This window comes from Halorientalis pallida (assembly GCF_004118325.1).
Taxonomy (GTDB): domain Archaea; phylum Halobacteriota; class Halobacteria; order Halobacteriales; family Haloarculaceae; genus Halorientalis; species Halorientalis pallida.
Genome location: NZ_RDFA01000002.1, coordinates 51,064 through 66,550, shown reverse-complemented (window position 1 = coordinate 66,550; position 15,487 = coordinate 51,064). Strand labels below are relative to the sequence as shown.

16 protein-coding genes and 1 tRNA gene are annotated in these 15,487 nt (G+C 67.2%); 9 read left to right on the top strand and 8 right to left on the bottom strand.

Annotated elements, in window-relative coordinates:
• Positions 1 to 109: 109 nt before the first annotated feature.
• Both EAF64_RS05500 and EAF64_RS05495 read right to left on the bottom strand, forming a co-directional pair.
• Entirely contained in the window at positions 110 to 766 is a 657-nt protein-coding gene (locus EAF64_RS05500) for a hypothetical protein (protein ID WP_129067988.1), read from the bottom strand.
• Between the two features lie 59 nt (positions 767 to 825).
• Positions 826 to 1,437, bottom strand: a complete 612-nt coding sequence (locus EAF64_RS05495; protein WP_129067987.1) for a DUF7504 family protein — start codon at positions 1,435 to 1,437, stop codon at positions 826 to 828.
• A 149-nt stretch (positions 1,438 to 1,586) separates the two neighbouring features.
• On the opposite strand from EAF64_RS05495, the gene EAF64_RS05490 reads away from it, so the two are divergent.
• The 3 genes from EAF64_RS05490 (at position 1,587) to EAF64_RS05480 (ending at position 3,657) form a co-directional block, all read left to right on the top strand.
• Positions 1,587 to 1,659 (top strand) — tRNA-Arg (locus tag EAF64_RS05490).
• 353 nt (positions 1,660 to 2,012) lie between these two features.
• Entirely contained in the window at positions 2,013 to 2,963 is a 951-nt protein-coding gene (locus tag EAF64_RS05485) for a metallophosphoesterase family protein (RefSeq protein ID WP_129067986.1), read from the top strand.
• 1 nt (position 2,964) lies between these two features.
• Positions 2,965 to 3,657, top strand: coding sequence for a DUF7260 family protein (locus EAF64_RS05480; protein ID WP_129067985.1), 693 nt, complete (start codon positions 2,965 to 2,967; stop codon positions 3,655 to 3,657).
• A 42-nt stretch (positions 3,658 to 3,699) separates the two neighbouring features.
• Here EAF64_RS05480 and EAF64_RS05475 read toward each other — a convergent pair whose 3' ends face one another.
• On the bottom strand, positions 3,700 to 4,428 hold the full coding sequence (locus tag EAF64_RS05475; protein ID WP_129067984.1) for a DUF726 domain-containing protein: 729 nt from the start codon (positions 4,426 to 4,428) through the stop codon (positions 3,700 to 3,702).
• 104 nt (positions 4,429 to 4,532) lie between these two features.
• Positions 4,533 to 5,483, bottom strand: coding sequence for an alpha/beta hydrolase (locus EAF64_RS05470; protein ID WP_129067983.1), 951 nt, complete (start codon positions 5,481 to 5,483; stop codon positions 4,533 to 4,535).
• Positions 5,484 to 5,851: 368 nt separating this feature from the next.
• Between EAF64_RS05470 and EAF64_RS05465 the strand changes: the two genes are divergently transcribed.
• Positions 5,852 to 6,466, top strand: a complete 615-nt coding sequence (locus tag EAF64_RS05465) for a DUF309 domain-containing protein (RefSeq protein ID WP_129067982.1) — start codon at positions 5,852 to 5,854, stop codon at positions 6,464 to 6,466.
• On the opposite strand, the gene azf is transcribed toward EAF64_RS05465, so the two are convergent.
• Positions 6,463 to 7,242 carry an NAD-dependent glucose-6-phosphate dehydrogenase Azf gene (azf, locus tag EAF64_RS05460; protein WP_129067981.1) on the bottom strand — a complete coding sequence of 260 codons (780 nt, stop codon included), beginning with the start codon at positions 7,240 to 7,242 and terminating at the stop codon, positions 6,463 to 6,465. The two genes, EAF64_RS05465 and azf, sit on opposite strands and share 4 nt — an antisense overlap.
• Before the next feature lie 108 nt (positions 7,243 to 7,350).
• Positions 7,351 to 7,965 (bottom strand): translation initiation factor IF-2 subunit beta, encoded by a 615-nt coding sequence (locus EAF64_RS05455; RefSeq protein ID WP_129067980.1) that lies wholly within the window; start codon positions 7,963 to 7,965, stop codon positions 7,351 to 7,353.
• A 120-nt stretch (positions 7,966 to 8,085) separates the two neighbouring features.
• Here EAF64_RS05455 and EAF64_RS05450 point away from each other — a divergent pair, with 120 nt between their 5' ends.
• The 4 genes from EAF64_RS05450 to EAF64_RS05435 all read left to right on the top strand — a co-directional run bounded on the left by EAF64_RS05450 (position 8,086) and on the right by EAF64_RS05435 (position 12,255).
• The gene (locus EAF64_RS05450) at positions 8,086 to 8,433 is read left to right on the top strand and encodes a dihydroneopterin aldolase family protein (protein WP_129067979.1); all 348 of its coding nucleotides are present in this window, start codon (positions 8,086 to 8,088) and stop codon (positions 8,431 to 8,433) included.
• A gap of 66 nt (positions 8,434 to 8,499) precedes the next feature.
• Positions 8,500 to 10,620, top strand: coding sequence for a histidine kinase N-terminal 7TM domain-containing protein (locus EAF64_RS05445; protein ID WP_129067978.1), 2,121 nt, complete (start codon positions 8,500 to 8,502; stop codon positions 10,618 to 10,620).
• Between the two features lie 73 nt (positions 10,621 to 10,693).
• Entirely contained in the window at positions 10,694 to 11,683 is a 990-nt protein-coding gene (locus EAF64_RS05440; RefSeq protein ID WP_129067977.1) for a DUF7544 domain-containing protein, read from the top strand.
• A gap of 104 nt (positions 11,684 to 11,787) precedes the next feature.
• A complete protein-coding gene (locus EAF64_RS05435) occupies positions 11,788 to 12,255 on the top strand; it encodes a DUF5790 family protein (RefSeq protein ID WP_129067976.1) in 468 nt (155 codons plus the stop codon).
• Here EAF64_RS05435 and EAF64_RS05430 read toward each other — a convergent pair.
• The gene (locus EAF64_RS05430; protein ID WP_129067975.1) at positions 12,252 to 13,001 is read right to left on the bottom strand and encodes a creatininase family protein; all 750 of its coding nucleotides are present in this window, start codon (positions 12,999 to 13,001) and stop codon (positions 12,252 to 12,254) included. The two genes, EAF64_RS05435 and EAF64_RS05430, sit on opposite strands and share 4 nt — an antisense overlap.
• An 89-nt stretch (positions 13,002 to 13,090) precedes the next feature.
• Here EAF64_RS05430 and EAF64_RS05425 point away from each other — a divergent pair, with 89 nt between their 5' ends.
• Complete coding sequence (locus EAF64_RS05425; RefSeq protein ID WP_129067974.1) at positions 13,091 to 13,435, top strand: TRAM domain-containing protein; 345 nt, start codon at positions 13,091 to 13,093, stop codon at positions 13,433 to 13,435.
• Positions 13,436 to 13,514: 79 nt separating this feature from the next.
• On the opposite strand, the gene EAF64_RS05420 is transcribed toward EAF64_RS05425, so the two are convergent.
• A complete protein-coding gene (locus tag EAF64_RS05420; RefSeq protein WP_129067973.1) occupies positions 13,515 to 15,443 on the bottom strand; it encodes an ABC transporter ATP-binding protein in 1,929 nt (642 codons plus the stop codon).
• Positions 15,444 to 15,487: the final 44 nt, after the last annotated feature.

Sequence of the window (15,487 nt, the reverse complement as noted above, 5' to 3'; positions counted from 1 at the left end):
CTCACACTCCTGCAGTCCGGTGGTTTCCACCGTGGCTCAGTCGTCGCGTCGCCGTCCATACCGGAACCTGCTTCGCTCCCGGACTTAAGTCTACGCCGGGCACCAGTGGCTACTCCGACGTGGTCGTCGGTGGGTCCCCCATCGCAGTGGAACTCTCGTGGGCCGCGCCCGCGACGTCCTGCCCGTCGTGGCTGACCGTCACTTCCGTGGGGAGCTCGCCGTCGACCTCGAAGGTCCCCTCGTAATCGATGCCGACGAGCGCCTGCGCGCCCACTTCGCAGTTCTCGATGTTCGTGGTCTCGACGCCGACCGTGAGCTTGCCCGCCGACTCGTCGTACTCCAGCGACCCCAGCGTGGCCCGCTTGCAACTGTCGCTCCCGCTGATCGTCCCGTCGACGACCACCTCGCCGGCCTCGGTGTCGAAACTGATATCGGCCACGTCCCGGTCCTCACCGGTCTCGGGACTCTGCGAGCTGAACGAGAAGGTGACGCCGTCCATGCGACCGCCGCTCCCCCAGGCCTGGTCGCTCGCACCGGTGGTACCCTCGCCCTCGGGTTCCGGCGTGTCGGTCTCTGACGTCTCCGCTTCGGGTGTATTGGTATCGGTCACGCCATCCGTCCCCTCGGGCTGGCTCCCGGGACCGCCGTCGTCGGGGCTCGTCGCCGTGTCGCCGCCGTCGTCACGGTCGCCCGGCTCCTGTGTACAGCCGGCGAGACCGAGTGCGGTTGCGGATGCAGTCGCTGCGAGGAATCTGCGTCGTTGCATACTCGTCCTGTCACCCCCTACAAAAAAGCCAGTTGTGGTGACACAAATGCGCGTTTGAGTTACCGGCTGGTGATGGTCCACTCGCCGCTCTCGTCGACCTCGACGACGGCGTCGAACAGCCCGCGGATCGTCGCAAGCGTCTGCTCGTCGTGGGCCTGGGGATCGAGGTGATAGTGCCCGACAGCACTGGCGGAACTCACGCGCCCCGTCACGACGTGGAGGAACTGGAAGGCCCGTTTCAACTCGACGAACTGCAGGAGGGCGGTCAGCGAATCGAAACAGAGCCGCTGGCGTCCCGACGCGTCCGGCGTGAGGTGTTCGCTGAGCGTGACGCCCAGCGCGGTCAGGTCACCGGCGTGTTCGACGGACTCCAGCGTCCACTCGCTCGCCCCGGTCCCGACCGCTGCACCCCAGTCACCGACGCTGACGACCGTCCCGTCGGCCGGCGGCGCCCCGGTCTCTCGCTCGTAGTCGGCGGCCCACTTCCCCGGCGACTGCGTGTACGTCACCCCGAGTACCGACGTCGCAGCTGGCTCGTCACCGCCCAGCAGGTCGACACAGACGCCGCCCGCGCCGTCGGGGAACGACGGCGCCAACACCAGGATGTTCGAGGCGTCGGCTAACCGCTCCGCGACTGACGCCGCGTCCCGTCCCGCGACCTGTTTGGCCATACCACAGTCCCGTCTCCCGTTCGCATAAGAATGCTGATTTCCACAAGAAATGAACCTACTTCCGGCCACTGACCGAACGCGACCCGCAACTATCCGGAAGACGGCCGAACCGTAACCCCTTTATCTGCAACCCCGGTAGGAATGAGTGAGTCCTGATAGGGTAGTGGACTATCCTCTTGGCTTGCGGAGCCAGGGACCGGAGTTCAAATCTCCGTCAGGACGCTTCTCTGCAGCACATTACCGTGAGCGACAGCAAACGGTTCGTGCTGCAGGAAGCGACAACGGACATTTGAGCAGACGAGTCACAGCCCGGGAAGCGACCGGAGGGAGCGACCCGGAATGTCTCGGCGAGTTCAAATCTCCGTCAGGACGTTCATTCCTCGCGAACGCTCACTCGGTGAGCGCTCGCTTCGTCATTCACGTCCTGACGGGCTCCCGTTCGCTCCGCTCACGGGAACTCCGTCAGGACTCCCAATTGCTGGTTATATATCGATCCGGACCGCTCGGTGCCAAACGTAGTCAAAAATATAAAAATTACAATATGTTTATCCGGGGGCGGAATTCAGGATACGGTGATGCTCTACCGGAGCGCTCCGGGGCCGACCCTGGCACGACTCGACGGGCCGACGGCCGCGAGGCCGACCAGTCTCGCGGTGTTCGCCGACCCGCACGTCACGCCGTGGGCGACGGGGACGTGGAAGGTATTCCACCGGACCGTCGAGCGGTTCAGGACGGCTCTCACGGAGGCCAACCGGCTGGACGTGGACGCGGTCGCTATCGCGGGCGATCTGACCAAGGACGGGGTACCGCAGGAGTTCGACCGGGCCGCAGCACTGCTCGACGAGGTGAACGCACCGGTGCTAGCAGTCCCCGGCGACCACGACCTCCCACAGCCCGCCGACGGCCACCGAACGCCGCCGGTCGGGACCTTCGCCGACCGTTTCGCCGGCGGTCGCTACCCGTTCGTGGAGCGGGCCGACGGGGTCGACCTCGTCGGCGTCGACACCGCGACGGCCGGCGACGGGCCGCCCACCGTCTCCCCGACGCAACTGGACTGGCTCGAATCCATCCTCCCCGGACTCGAACGCCCGGTCGTCCTCTGTCACCACACCCTGACCCCCGCCGACGGCGGTGATCCGCCCGCTACCTGTCGGATCGAGAACGCCCGGGAACTCGCGCGCGTCCTCGACGCCGGCGGCGTCGAACTCGTCGTGTCGGGCGCACGGCACTGGCCCGGAACCGGCGCACTCTCCGGCGTCCGCGAGGTGGTCGCTCCCGCGGTCTGTTCGCTTCCCCAGGCGTTCTTGCACGTCCGGATCGACGCCAGCGGCACGACCGTCGACCTGGTTCCGCTGGCCGACCGCACCGGCTTCGAGGAGGCCTACGCCTACGCCAGCGACGGGACGGCGCACGGCCAGTGGGTCGCCAACCGCGCCGATCGGGGCGCCTTGCACCGCTTCCCGCTCGTCGACGACCGACCCAACACGACCGCCGCCACCGGTGAACGGGTGTCTTCCGGGCAGTGAGATGCCGGGAACCGCCCACCCGCTCGAACCCCTCGACGCGGCCCGGGACCGGCTCCGGGTCCGTCGGCGTCGCCTCGTCGACGAACGCGACGCTTTCGACCAGCTCTGCCGGCGCGTCGAGACGCTACCGACCGCAGAGGCCGTCGACGTGCCCGACGCCGTCTTGGCGGTGACGACGCGAACCGGCCGGGGGCCGTCCGCGCTCCGGACCGCCTACGACGAGACCGTGCTGACCGTGCCACACGCCGACGACGGATCGGTCCCTGCCTTCGACGACCTGCTCTCCCGTTCGACCCGGGCCGAACTGCGGTGGGCGGCCCGTCTCACGCCCGCGCTACGTTCGGCGGTCCTCGACGACGCGACCGCGGCCCACGAGCGCCGCGTCGACCGGATCGGCGCCATCGACGCGGAGCTGGCGACGCTGGACCGGATCGAATCCGTCGCTCGCGACCTGCTCGCGGTCGAATCGAGCGCCGACGCGGCGACCGACGACGAGGCTCGCCTCGCCTCGCTCGACCGGCGCTGTCGTCGCCACGCCGCTCGACGGCGGGCGACGCTGGCGAATCGCGCCGACGCCGACGCGCCCGCCCTCCCACCCGACTTCTACGTCGACCTCGACGTCGAGGATCCGGTGCTGTCGGTCCTCGACGCCGTCCGCGACCTGCTTCCCCGCGTCACCGACCGGTCCGACTGACGCGGTCTCCGGATCGGGACGATCCCGGCGCTCGCCGCCGACTCAGACGAAGTCCCCGATGACGCGGCCGAGACAGCCCCCGTCCTTCTGGAGGTAGGTGTAGTGGTTCGTGACCCCTTCGGCCACGTCGTGGTCCGTATAGGTGCCGGGAGTCTGCCCGCACGCGCCGTCGACGCCGAGGGCTTCGTCGCCGAACTCGGCCGAGCGGTACAGGACGGTCAGCGTGGTGTCGTCGGCCATGTGGTAGTTGTGAACGTGACCGGCGCCGTTCCGGATCGCCTCGCCCCACCGGCCGTCGTCGATGACGCTGTCGCAGTCGACGGCGGCGCCAAGGAGCGACAGCGACCGGACGCCGGCGTCGTGGTCCCGGAGTTCGTCGAGACAGGCGAGTGCGGGCCGCGCGCCAAGCGAGTGGGCGACGATCCGGACGGGTGCGTCCGGACACTCCGCGGCGAAGGCCTGCACCCAGGCGGCGAGTTCCCGCCCCTTCCGGGTGGCGATGGCCTTGCTCGAGTGCCACAGCGGGAGGTTCGCGGGATAGTTGAACCCGACGACGGTGGCGTCGTAGCCCAGCGTCTCGACGGCGCCCGCGACGGCGTTGGCCTGGTCGGCCGCGTCGCCGGCGATCCGTTCGAGCCAGCCGTGGACGTACACCACGAGTTCGTCGGGGTCCGGCGGGAAGGAGCCGCGAAGCTCGCCGTTACGGATCATCGGGAACGACCGTGGCGCCTCGGTCCCCATCGACAGTGCGTCGAGCGGTAGCCATGACATCCTCGTCCTCTCTCCCTGCCCGGTCGCCGGGCAGTGGGCTATCGGAACGTGGACGACTCGACGTATAGCCCTATCGCCGCAAAAATGTGGTCGTGGATGCCGTGTCAGAACCAGTCGTCGAAGAACCCGCCTGAGTCACCGCCGCCCTGGAATCCCGCCGGGAAGTTCTCGACCACCGTCTCCATACAGCCTTCCTCGGGGTCGTAGTAGAGGCAGTGGCCATCGACGATTCCGGTGACGTCGACGTCGTTGTAGTTGTCGGGCGTCTCGGCGTCCTCCGGTGCGCCTTTCGCACCGACGGCTTCGGTGCCGAACTCGCCGATCTGGAGGATCTCGTCGAGGATGTTGTCCGCGCTGCTCCAGTAGTTGTTGACTTCCTCGGCTCCGTTGGCGATTGCGTCGCCGAACTCGCCGTCGACGGTGACGGTATCGCGGGCCATCGCGCCGCCGAGAATCTCCATCGAGCGAACCGGGTCGCCGCCCAGTTCGTTCACCAGTTCGTCAAGCAGACCGCTGCCGGTACGAGCACCGAGCGAGTGGACGACAAGTCGGATATCAGTGTCCGGGTTCTCCTCCTGGTACTGCTGGACCCACGAGGCGAACTCGCGCCCGGACTTCTCGGCCCCACCCTTCTGACCCCACCAGTTGGGACTGCTGCTCGGGTAGTTGTACGCCATCGTGGCGATATCGGACCCGGCGTTCCGGAGCGCCTTTTGGACCGTCGCACCCTGGGCTTTGGCACCACCGGTGAGCAACTCCAGCCACCCGTGGATGTAGACGACGACTTCGTCTTCTCCCTGTGGAATATCCCCCGATTCGGACAGGCCGCCGGCACCGATGCCGAGGACGCCCGGATCGCGCTCGACGACCGGGTAGTCCTCGGCCGGCTCGACGAGGTCGAGACCGGCGACACACTGCTCCTCGGCCGCCGATGCGGTTCCGCTCGTGGCACCGACACCGACCGCTGCCGTACCACCCGCGGCGATCCCCCGCAGAACCGACCGCCTGTTGATCTGTGAACTGCTCCCCCTCTCCATGTCTGAGTGGTCAGACATCACCCACTCCCAGCCACTATCCTCGATTAGTTATTTTCATGCCTATACACGGCAGTTTTTATACTCTGTCGGCTGGTTTATAAGACGGATAGTGTATAAAACCGGAGCCGAAGAGAGCAGAGTTTATAAGTAATAGCCGCTCCGCGACCGCGATGGCGTGGTAGCTGCCGAAATACACTGCGATTGATATTATTGGTCGGCCCAGAACGGCCGCGTAGACAACACCGGAATATCTGTTTTGCATCCGATGTGACTGTATTTTTACTGCAGTTCCGAAACAGTAATAAAGGGGCGAACGTAACCCCACAAAGATTTATATGTGTGTTTCGGGACCAAACCCTTTCCCGAGACGGAACCGACGGAGTGGTATGGAGACGGCGCTCCGTGCGGGAATCGCGATTTACAATGCGGGGGACTATCACGAGGCCCACGACGCCTGGGAGGACCGTTGGCTCGACCTACCGGAGGGGACCGACGACGAGCGGTTCCTCCACGGACTCATCCAGTTCACCGCGGCCGTCCACCACGCGACCGAGCGGAACTGGGCGGGTGCGACGGGACTGGCCGACAGCGCCAGTGATTACCTCGACGGTCTGCCCGGCGAGTACCGCGGCGTCGACGTGGCCGGTGTCCGCGAGTACCTCGCCGCACTGGACGCGGACCCCGAGTGGATCGAGCGTGCGCCACCGCTCGATCTCACCCACGAAGGCGAGGCGATCACCCCCGACGACCTCGCATTCGCGGAATGTGCGGCCGCCGCAGCGGTCTACGCCGAAGACGGACCATACGACGAAGCCGTGATCGAGCAGGCTATCGAGTACGCTCGCGACGACCTCGACGACGGCGAGGAAACCAGCCCGTTCGTCACGTTTGTCATGGACTTCGCCCGGGACAGGACCCACCAGGGGATCATATACCAGCGGCTCTCCGAGCGGATCGACCGCCGACAGCGGCGAGAATCGGACGTGGACGGACTCTTCTAGACGGTCCGTTCGTAGTCGGCGACGTGGTCGTCGCCGTCCCACTCCGCGGAGTTATCCTGCGGCTCGTAGCCCAGTGCCTCTTTGGCCCGCTCCAGCGAGTAGTACTTCCGGTCGTTGTCCGAGATGCCATAGACGATCTCGTAGTCGTAGTCGGCTTCCAGGGTGCGCTCGTGGAGGTGGGCGCAGTCGGGGTAGGAGAGCCACATGGCCTGTCCGCGCTCGTAGTCGATGGGTGGGTGGCCTTCGGTGAGGTTGCCGATGCGGACGTTACAGACCGTGATGTCGTGTTCGTCGTGGTAGTACCGCCCGAGAACCTCGCCGGTGGCCTTCGAGACGCCGTAGAGGTTGCCGGGGCGGGGCAACTCGGTCCCGTCGAGGCGGTAGTCGTCGTCGGTGCGGTACATCTCGGGGGTTCGCTCGTCGGTCTCGAAGGCGCCGACGGCGTGGTTCGAGGAGGCGTAGACGAACCGCTCGACGCCGACCTCGACCGCTGCCTCGTACATCTTCTGGGTCCCGTCGATGTTGTTCGAGAGGACGCTCTTCCAGGGTGCGGATGGCCGCGGGTCGCCCGCGAGGTGGATGATCGCTTCCACACCGTCGACGGCCTCCCGGACCACGTCCTCGTCGATCACGTCACCGACGAGGTACTCGTGGTCGGGCTCTTCGTCCGGCGGATTGTGATACATGAGCCGCCAGTCGTACTTCCCGCCGAGGCCCCGCAGGATGGCCTCGCCGACGCGCCCGCCAGCACCCGTGAGCAAAACCGGGTCGTCCATTCGAGTAGTCCTGAGCCACGGCGCGAGTAAGTAAGATGCGGTTCGTTACCTCTCAAACGAGTAATTAATTACCGCTAAGGAGTCTGTCGCAAACCCGCCGTCGGACAGTTACTGCACCGGCCGGGCAAAGGCCAGCGTCCCGCTGATGTTGTCGATGTAGACCTGCACCACGTCGCCCTCGCTCGTGCCAGGGACGAAGATGCGGTACTTGCCTTTCTCGGCGACGCCGTCGCCTTTCCGGCCCATGCCGGTGATCTTGACCTGGTAGGTCTCGCCCTCTTCCAGCGTCGCGGTGGTGGACTGACTCGAGGATTTCGTCGAGCGCTTGTCGACCGGGCGGAAGGCCCCACAGGCCTCACACCGCAGCATCTGTGTGCGGTCCTCGGTGGTGAGTTTCGTGTCCGGCAGGCCACACTCCGAACAGATGACGTACTCCTCGGCGTAGGCGTCGAGGACGGCCTCGAAGTCCGCGGCGGAGAAAGTCCCGTTGTAACGGCTCCGGTCGCCGTCGAACTGGCCGTTGGTCCCGAACTCGCGCTGGACGTAGCGGTGGACGTGTTCGGGCTCGCGGGAGAGGGCGTCCGCGATGGATTTGAGGTTCGTCAACCGCGTGAAGGCACCGTCCTCCTGGGCCGCGGGGTCGGGAATCTGGAGTCGCTGCTGGCTCGCTGTTCGCTCGGGCAAGGCCTCGTAGGCCCGGTCGAGCGCCACGTCGTAGTCCATACACCCCGGAATCGGCCGACACCGAAAAGCGTTCCGTGGTGAACCGTGGCGTGGCCCGCGACCGCCAGTCCACCGCCCGGCTCCCGGAACACACTTCCCCACGCCGGCCCCCCGTCCGGTATGGAACCGAGCGACGCCCAGGCCGCCTGTTTCGAGGCGGGGATCAAGTTCGGCTCGCTGTACCACCAGTTCGCGGGCACGCCGGTCAGTCCGGACAGTGCCGACTCCCTTTCCCGCGCCATCGAGGAGTCCATCGAGAACCAGCCCCACTGCGAGGCGGTGACCGTCGAGGTCCTGACCGAGGAACTCGAACGCGCCCTCGTGGACGGGCCGGCAGACTACACCGAACTCACGGGCCGCTTTCTCGACGTGGAGATCCGCATCGACTACGAGGGCCACACGGTCCGGACCCGGATGGAGATGGAAGACGGATACCCGCTGATGCGACTGGTCGACGTGGACGGCTGACCCCCTCACGCGGTGGATTTCGGCCCGTCGAACCGTACGTAGCTTTTTGTCCGCCGATTCCCTGGTTTGGCTGACACCTTCCAGATGGCGGGCCTTCAGGTACTCCTCGTCCCACTTCTCCTGTTCTCGGCGGCGCTGTCGGTCGGGCTGATCGTCGTCGCCCGACGGAGCCGCGAGGAGAGCGGCGTCCGCGAGTTCACCTTCCTGATGCTGGCGGCCGCCACCTGGTCGGGGGCGCACGCGCTCCAGTTCACGGCGAGTGACCTCGGGTGGATGATGCTATGGCGGACCGTGGGCTACGTCGGGCACAACCTCGTCCCCGTAGGCTTTCTCGTGTTCATGCTGACGTACACGGGGTACAGCGAGTGGGTCACGCGCCGGACGGTCGCCCTGCTGGCGGCCGAACCCCTGTTCGTGGCAGTCGTCCTCACGCCGACGAACTCCCTCCACAACCTGATCTACGCCGAAGTCGGCGTCGAACAGGTCGCCTCGATGGCCATCCTCGCCCGTTCCTTTGGCCCGTGGTACTGGGTCAACACGACCTACAACTACGTCCTCGTGACCGCGGGGCTGATCCTCTGTCTCCGGATGGCCCTGGAGTCGCGCCAGCACTACCGCCTGCAGGGGACGGCCCTGCTCGCCGGTGCGGTGCCGGCCTTCGCCGCGAACGTCGCCTGGGTCCTCGGCCTGACGGCCATCGACTACACGCCCCTGACGCTTGGGTTCCTCGGGGTCGTCTGGGGCATCGCGCTCTTTCGCTACCGGTTGCTCGATCTGGTCCCCGTCGCCCGCGACACCGTCCTCGACAACATTCGTGACGGGTACGTGGTGCTTGACGATCAGTTCCGGATCGTCGACCTGAACCCGGCGGCCCGTGACGTCCTCGACGACCCCGACGACGCCCTCGGCCGGCCGGTCGTCGAGGCGTTCCCGGCCTGTGCGGACTTTCTCGACCGCACCGATTCGGGTACCGAGAGCAGAGACGAACTCGTCGTCGACGACGGCGACTCGAAACGCTACTTCGACGCCGAGTTGACCACGTTGCGGGACGCCCGGATCACGGGCCGGCTCCTCCTCTTGCGCGACATCACCGGCCGCCGGTCGGTCGAGCAGTGGTACCGCACCCTCACCGAGCAGTCCACGGACATCGTCACCGTCACCGACGCCGAGGGACGCATCTCCTACCAGAGCCCCTCGGCCGAACGGGTGCTGGGCTACGACGCCGCGGACCTCGTCGGCACGCCGCTGGTCGACCTGGTCCACCCGGACGACCGGATGGCCGTCCAGGAGCGGTTCCCCGACTGGGGCTCGACCGAGGAGGACGCCGTCGAGTACCGGATCGAAGCCGCCGACGGCACCTGGCGCTGGATCGAGTCCCGCGGGCGGAACCTGCTCGACGACCCGACCGTCGGCGGCATCGTCGTCAACTCCCGGGAGATTACCGAACGCAAACACCACGAGCAGGACCTCGAACGGAAAAACGACCGGCTCGACCGCTTCGCGACCCTCGTCTCCCACGACCTGCGCAACCCGCTGACCGTCATCGACGGCCGCCTCGAGTTCGCCGAGGAGACCGGCGACCCCGAACACTTCGCGGCCATCTCGAACGCCGTCGAGCGCATGGAACGGCTCATCGACGACATGCTGACGCTGGCCCGCCAGGGTGCGGTCGTCGGCGATCCCTCGCCCGTCGACCCCGTCCCTGTCGTCCAGGACGCCTGGGCGCACACCGGGACGGCGGACGCGACGATCCGCCTCGAACCGCTGCCCGATACCGTCGTCGCCGACCCGGACCGGCTCCGGGAACTGTTCGAGAACCTGTTCCGTAACGCAGTCGAACACGGCGGTTCCGAGGTCACTGTCGCCGTGGGCACGGTCGAGGTGTGTGCCGACGCGGCCGGTACGTCCCCGGACACGACCGGGTTGTACGTCGCCGACGACGGGCCGGGCCTCCCCGACGACGCCGACGTGTTCGAACACGGCTTCACCACGAGCGACGGCGGCACCGGGTTCGGCCTGAGCATCGTCGCCGACATCGTCGACGCACACGGCTGGACGATCACCGGAACCGAGTGCGAGGACCTGGCGGGTGCCCGCTTCGAGGTCACCGGCGTCGAGACCACGACCGACCCGACGACCGCCGGCGAGACCGCCAACCCCGAGTCCGAACCGTCACACTCGAACTGACTGCCCAGGCCGGGCGGTTGCTGGCCGTGAGAAGCGACGAAAAACCGATGTGGCTGGTGGCTGAAACGTCGGTATGACCCTCCACGCAGTCGACGACGTCGGTGACGCGATCGACGCGACCCGCGCGTACCTGTTCCCTGTCGACCGATCACGGTGGCTCCGCCTCGCGGTCGTGACCTTCTTCGTCGCCGGCGGGTTCGGCCTGAACGGCCCCACCAACGCCGGCTCCTCGGTGTCGAGTTCCGGCGGTGGCGTCTCGGAACTCCCCGACGTCATCCCGGGTGACGTGCTGGCCATCCTCGGGCTTATCGCCGCCGTCGTCGTTGCACTCCTCGTCGTCCTCGGCGTGATCGGTTCGATCATGGAGTTCGTCTTCGTCGAATCGCTCCGGAGCGATTCGGTCCGAATCCGGCAGTACGGCCGCCGATACCTGGGTGCCGGGCTTCGGCTCTTCGCCTTCCGCCTGGCTGTCTTCCTGCTCGCCGCGGGGCTGGTCGCCGGGGTCGTCTACGCCGCCGGCCCGACCGGCCCCGTGCTGACCTGGACCGAGGCACAGATCCTCTCGGCGGTTCTGCTGGCGCTCCCCCTGATCGTGGTCCTGTTCCCGCTGGTCGCGCTGATCGACGGGTTCACCGTCGAATTCGTCGTCCCCGTCGTCGTCCTGCAGGACCGATCCATCCTCGGTGGCTGGCGACGCTTCTGGTCGACGCTCCGGCGCAACCTCTGGCAGTACGCCGCCTACGTCCTCGTCGCTTTCCTGCTCAACATCGTGGTCGGCCTGGCCGCCGCGACGGTGATCGGCATCGCCGCCGTCGCGCTTGCCATCCCGTTTCTCGTCGTCGGCGCTACCGCTTTCTTCGTCGGCGGCGGCGCGTTCACGACCGCCGTGATCGCCGTCCTCGCCGTTCTCCTGGTCGTCTACGTCGTCCTCGTGCTGGCGGTGGTCGGCCTCGTGCAGGTCCCGCTCCAGACGTTCCTGCGCTACTACACCCTGCTGATACTGGGCGACACCGACGACGGTCTCGATCCGATCCCCGACCAGCGAACCGCCGTCCGGGAGTGACGGTCCGCCCACGGCGGTCCGCCTAACCCGACCCGTCGATGTCCGGCGATTACACTTTCACTTTCGGGCGGGTTTTTATACCCTCTCCCGCCGAATCGGAGGGTATGGGTCAGACGACTCTGGACGACGACGATCTGTTCGACGAGGCGGCCTCGGAGATGCGGGAGGACGTCGAGGAATCGCTCGCGAACGCCCGGGACGCCCTGCCGGAGGGTGACGCCATCTGGGGCGTGGAGGCCGACAACACGCTCGGTGTCCTGAACGGCCTGCGGTCGGCGCTGGACCCTGGCGAGGCCGAGGAGCACCTCACCGACGCGAAGAAGTGGTACACGATGGGCGAACGCGCCGACGCCTTCGACGACGCCGACGACCTCGCCGAGGAGATCAAGGCCCTCGACGAGGTGTTCGCGGACATCGAGGACGCCCACGAGCAGGTGAGCGACCTCGCCAGCACCGTGCCGGAACTGCGCGGCGCGCTGGACGACGCCCACGCGGCCGCCGACGAGGACGAGGAGGCGGAGGGAGACGCCGAGGCGGACGCCGACGCCGAGGAAGCCGAAGCCGCCGACTAGCGGTGCTCGGGCAGGTCGGACTCGCGCTCGCTCACCCGTGCCAGTAGCGCCGACAGCGCCGTCGCCGCCTCGTCGACCAGTCGCTCGCCCACGTCGGCATCCCCCTCGCGGGGGTCACCGACTGTTCCGTTCTCGCTGAACTCCGCGCTGTCGTAGGACAGATTCACGCCCTGTTCCCACTCGCCCCAGCCGTCGGCACCGCCCTCCGCGGCCTCGTCCAGTCGATCCTCGTGGACCAGTTCGGGATGGAGATGAGCGAGCGCGCTCGTTTCGAGGGGGCCGCCGTGGCCCATCGCAACGGCCTCGGGATCGACGGCGTCGAACCAGGTGAAGGCAGTCGCGTACCCGTCGCTGTGGCGCGTGATCCGGGCCGCGACCTCCCGGAGTGCGGCCACGTTGCCGCCGTGCCCGTTGAGGAGCACCACTCTCTGCCAGCCGTGGGACTGCAGGCTCTCGACGGTCTCGCGCACGTAGTCGCGGAAAGTGTCCTCGCTCACCCACAGCGTCCCGGTGAACTGTCGGTGTTCTTCGGCGACGCCCACCGGAATCGCCGGCGCGACCACGACGGACTCGCCGGTGTCGGCCTCGTACCGTTCTGCTCCGCGCTCGGCGACGGCCTCGGCGGTGAGGAAATCGGTCCCCAGCGGTGCGTGCGGGCCGTGCTGTTCGGTACTGCCGACCGGGAGGACGGCGATGTCGGCGTCGGCGGCGTCGGCGTCGGTCCAGGTGGCCTCGGCGAGGTGCATTATCGGGCCCGTCGGCCGGTGGGCACGTAAGCGCCCCGGCGGACCGGGGAAGCCAACAGTCTAAACACCCAGCGCTCGCACGAGCGCGTATGGAGTACGTCTGGGTCGGTGTCGGTGTCGTGGTCGTGTTGCTGCTGCTGATCGCCTTCCTCCGCCGCAGCTCGTCGGACGCTCGCGAGTCGAAACAGGCCCACGAAGCCGCTCAGGAGCGGGAACCCCCGGTCGAACTCGGCGAGACCTACGAGTTCGGCATCACCGAGTTCACCGACCACCACTCCGGCGACCGGGTCGCCGTCGGCAAGGTCGAGGGCTTCGTCCTGTTCACCGAGGACGTGCCCGGCTCCCTGTCGGAAGGCGACGTGATCCGCGCGAAAATCCTCTCGTTCAACAAGGGCCGGACCTCCGCCGACGCGACGTTCGTCGACCGGGCCTGAGCCCCCGCACCGGTCAGTCGTCGTCGTTCGGACGCCGACCGCAGTTTGGGCCGCTCCGATCCGGAGCCCCCCGCACCGGTCAGTCGTCGTCCGACTCCGTCTTCGCCCGTCGTTCCGTCGCCCGCTGGACGAACTCTTCGGGCAACTCCTCGATCTCGCCGGCCTGGACCGCCCAGAGATTGGCGTACAGGCCGTTCTCGGCCAGCAACTCTCCGTGGGCCCCACGCTCGACGATCCGTCCGTCCTCGAGGACGACGATCTGATCCGCGTCTTTGATCGTCGAGAGTCGGTGGGCGATGGCGAACGTGGTGCGGTCCTCGGCGAGGCGGTCCAGCGAGCGCTGGATGAGCATCTCCGTCTCGGTGTCCACGTCGCTGGTGGCCTCGTCCAGCACGAGGATCTCGGGGTCTTTGAGGATCGCCCGCGCGATGGCGATGCGCTGGCGCTGGCCGCCGGAGAGTTTGACGCCCCGTTCGCCCACCTCGGTGTCGTAGCCGTCGGGCAGGTTCGTGATGAACTCGTGGGCCTCGGCCCGTTTCGCGGCCTCGATCACGTCCTCGCGGCTGGCCTCGAAGGTGCCGTACCGGATGTTCTCGGCGACGGTGCCGTAGAACAGGAACGTCTCCTGGCTGACGTAGCCGATGGTCTCCCGGAGGCTCGGGATGGTCACGTCACGCACGTCCTGGCCGTCGACGCGGATGGTCCCCTCGTCCACGTCGTACATCCGCATCAGGAGCTTCAACACGGTGGACTTGCCCGCACCGGTCGGCCCGACCAGCGCGAACGTCTCGCCGCCCTCGACCGTGAAGGAGACGTCTTCGACGACGGGCTCGTCGTCGTTGCTGTAGGCGAAGGTCACGTCCTCGTACTCCACGCGGCCGTCGTCGAGGACGAGTTCGTCGGCGTCGGGTTCCTCGGCGATGCGGGCGGGCGTGTCCATCAGACCGAAGATGCGCTCGGCGGAGGCGCGGGCCCGCTGGTACATGTTGATGATCTGCCCGAACTGGGCCATCGGCCAGATGAACCGCTGGTTGAGCAGGATGAAGGTGACGAACTCGCCGACGTACAGCGGTTCGGTGAACGGTCCCGGCGGCCCGTTGATGACCCAGAAGCCGCCGATGGCGAAGGTCAGGACGAACCCGACGCCGGAGATGATCCGCAGGCCGGGGAAGAACTTGATCCGGGTGTCGATGGCGCCCCAGTTGGCGTCGAAGTAGTCCTGGGACACCTCCTCGACGCGCTCGGACTCGTAGCCCTCGGTGTTGGCGCTCTTGATGACCTGGATGCCCCCGAGGTTGTTCTCCAGGCGGGAGTTGACCTGCCCGACGGAGGAGCGGACGTCGGCGTACTTGGGCTGGATGGTCTTGATGAACCGGTAGGTGAAGTACGCGATCAGCGGGACCGGCACGAGGGCGATCACGGCGAGTTGCCAGTTGATCCAGAAGAGGATGGTGGCGATCCCGGCCACCATGACCGCCAGCCGGAACGCCGAGTTCATCCCGTCGTTGAGGAAGTTCTCTAACCGGTTGACGTCGTTCGAGAGGATCGACATCATCTCGCCGGTCTGTTTGTCGGCGAAGAAATCCATGTCCAGGCGCTGCATCTTGTCGTAGGTGTCGGTGCGGATGCCGTGCTGGATGTGCTGGGCGAAGCCGTTCCAGCCCCAGTTGCGCACCCAGTGGAAGGCCGCGCCGATGAAGAAGGCCCCCGCGATCAGACCCACGGTCAGGAGGAGCTGGGCGTCGCGGGTCGCCGGGATCCATGCGTCGGGCACCAGCAGCAGGGTGAACGACTTGTCGTTGCGGACGATGGCGTCGACCGCCAGCCCCAGCAACACCGGCGGCAACAGGTCGAGGACGCGCGCGACGACGCTGCCGAACACGCCCACGCCGAACCACGACAGGTTCTGACGGCCGTATTCGGCGAACAGCCGTCGCATGGGGTTGTCGGCCCGCTCGCGCGCCTCCTCGAACGGATCGTCGTCCGTGTCGGCGGCACCGATATCCATCATCAATCCAACGTGGTGGTTCCGCAAAAGCCCCTCGCTTGGCG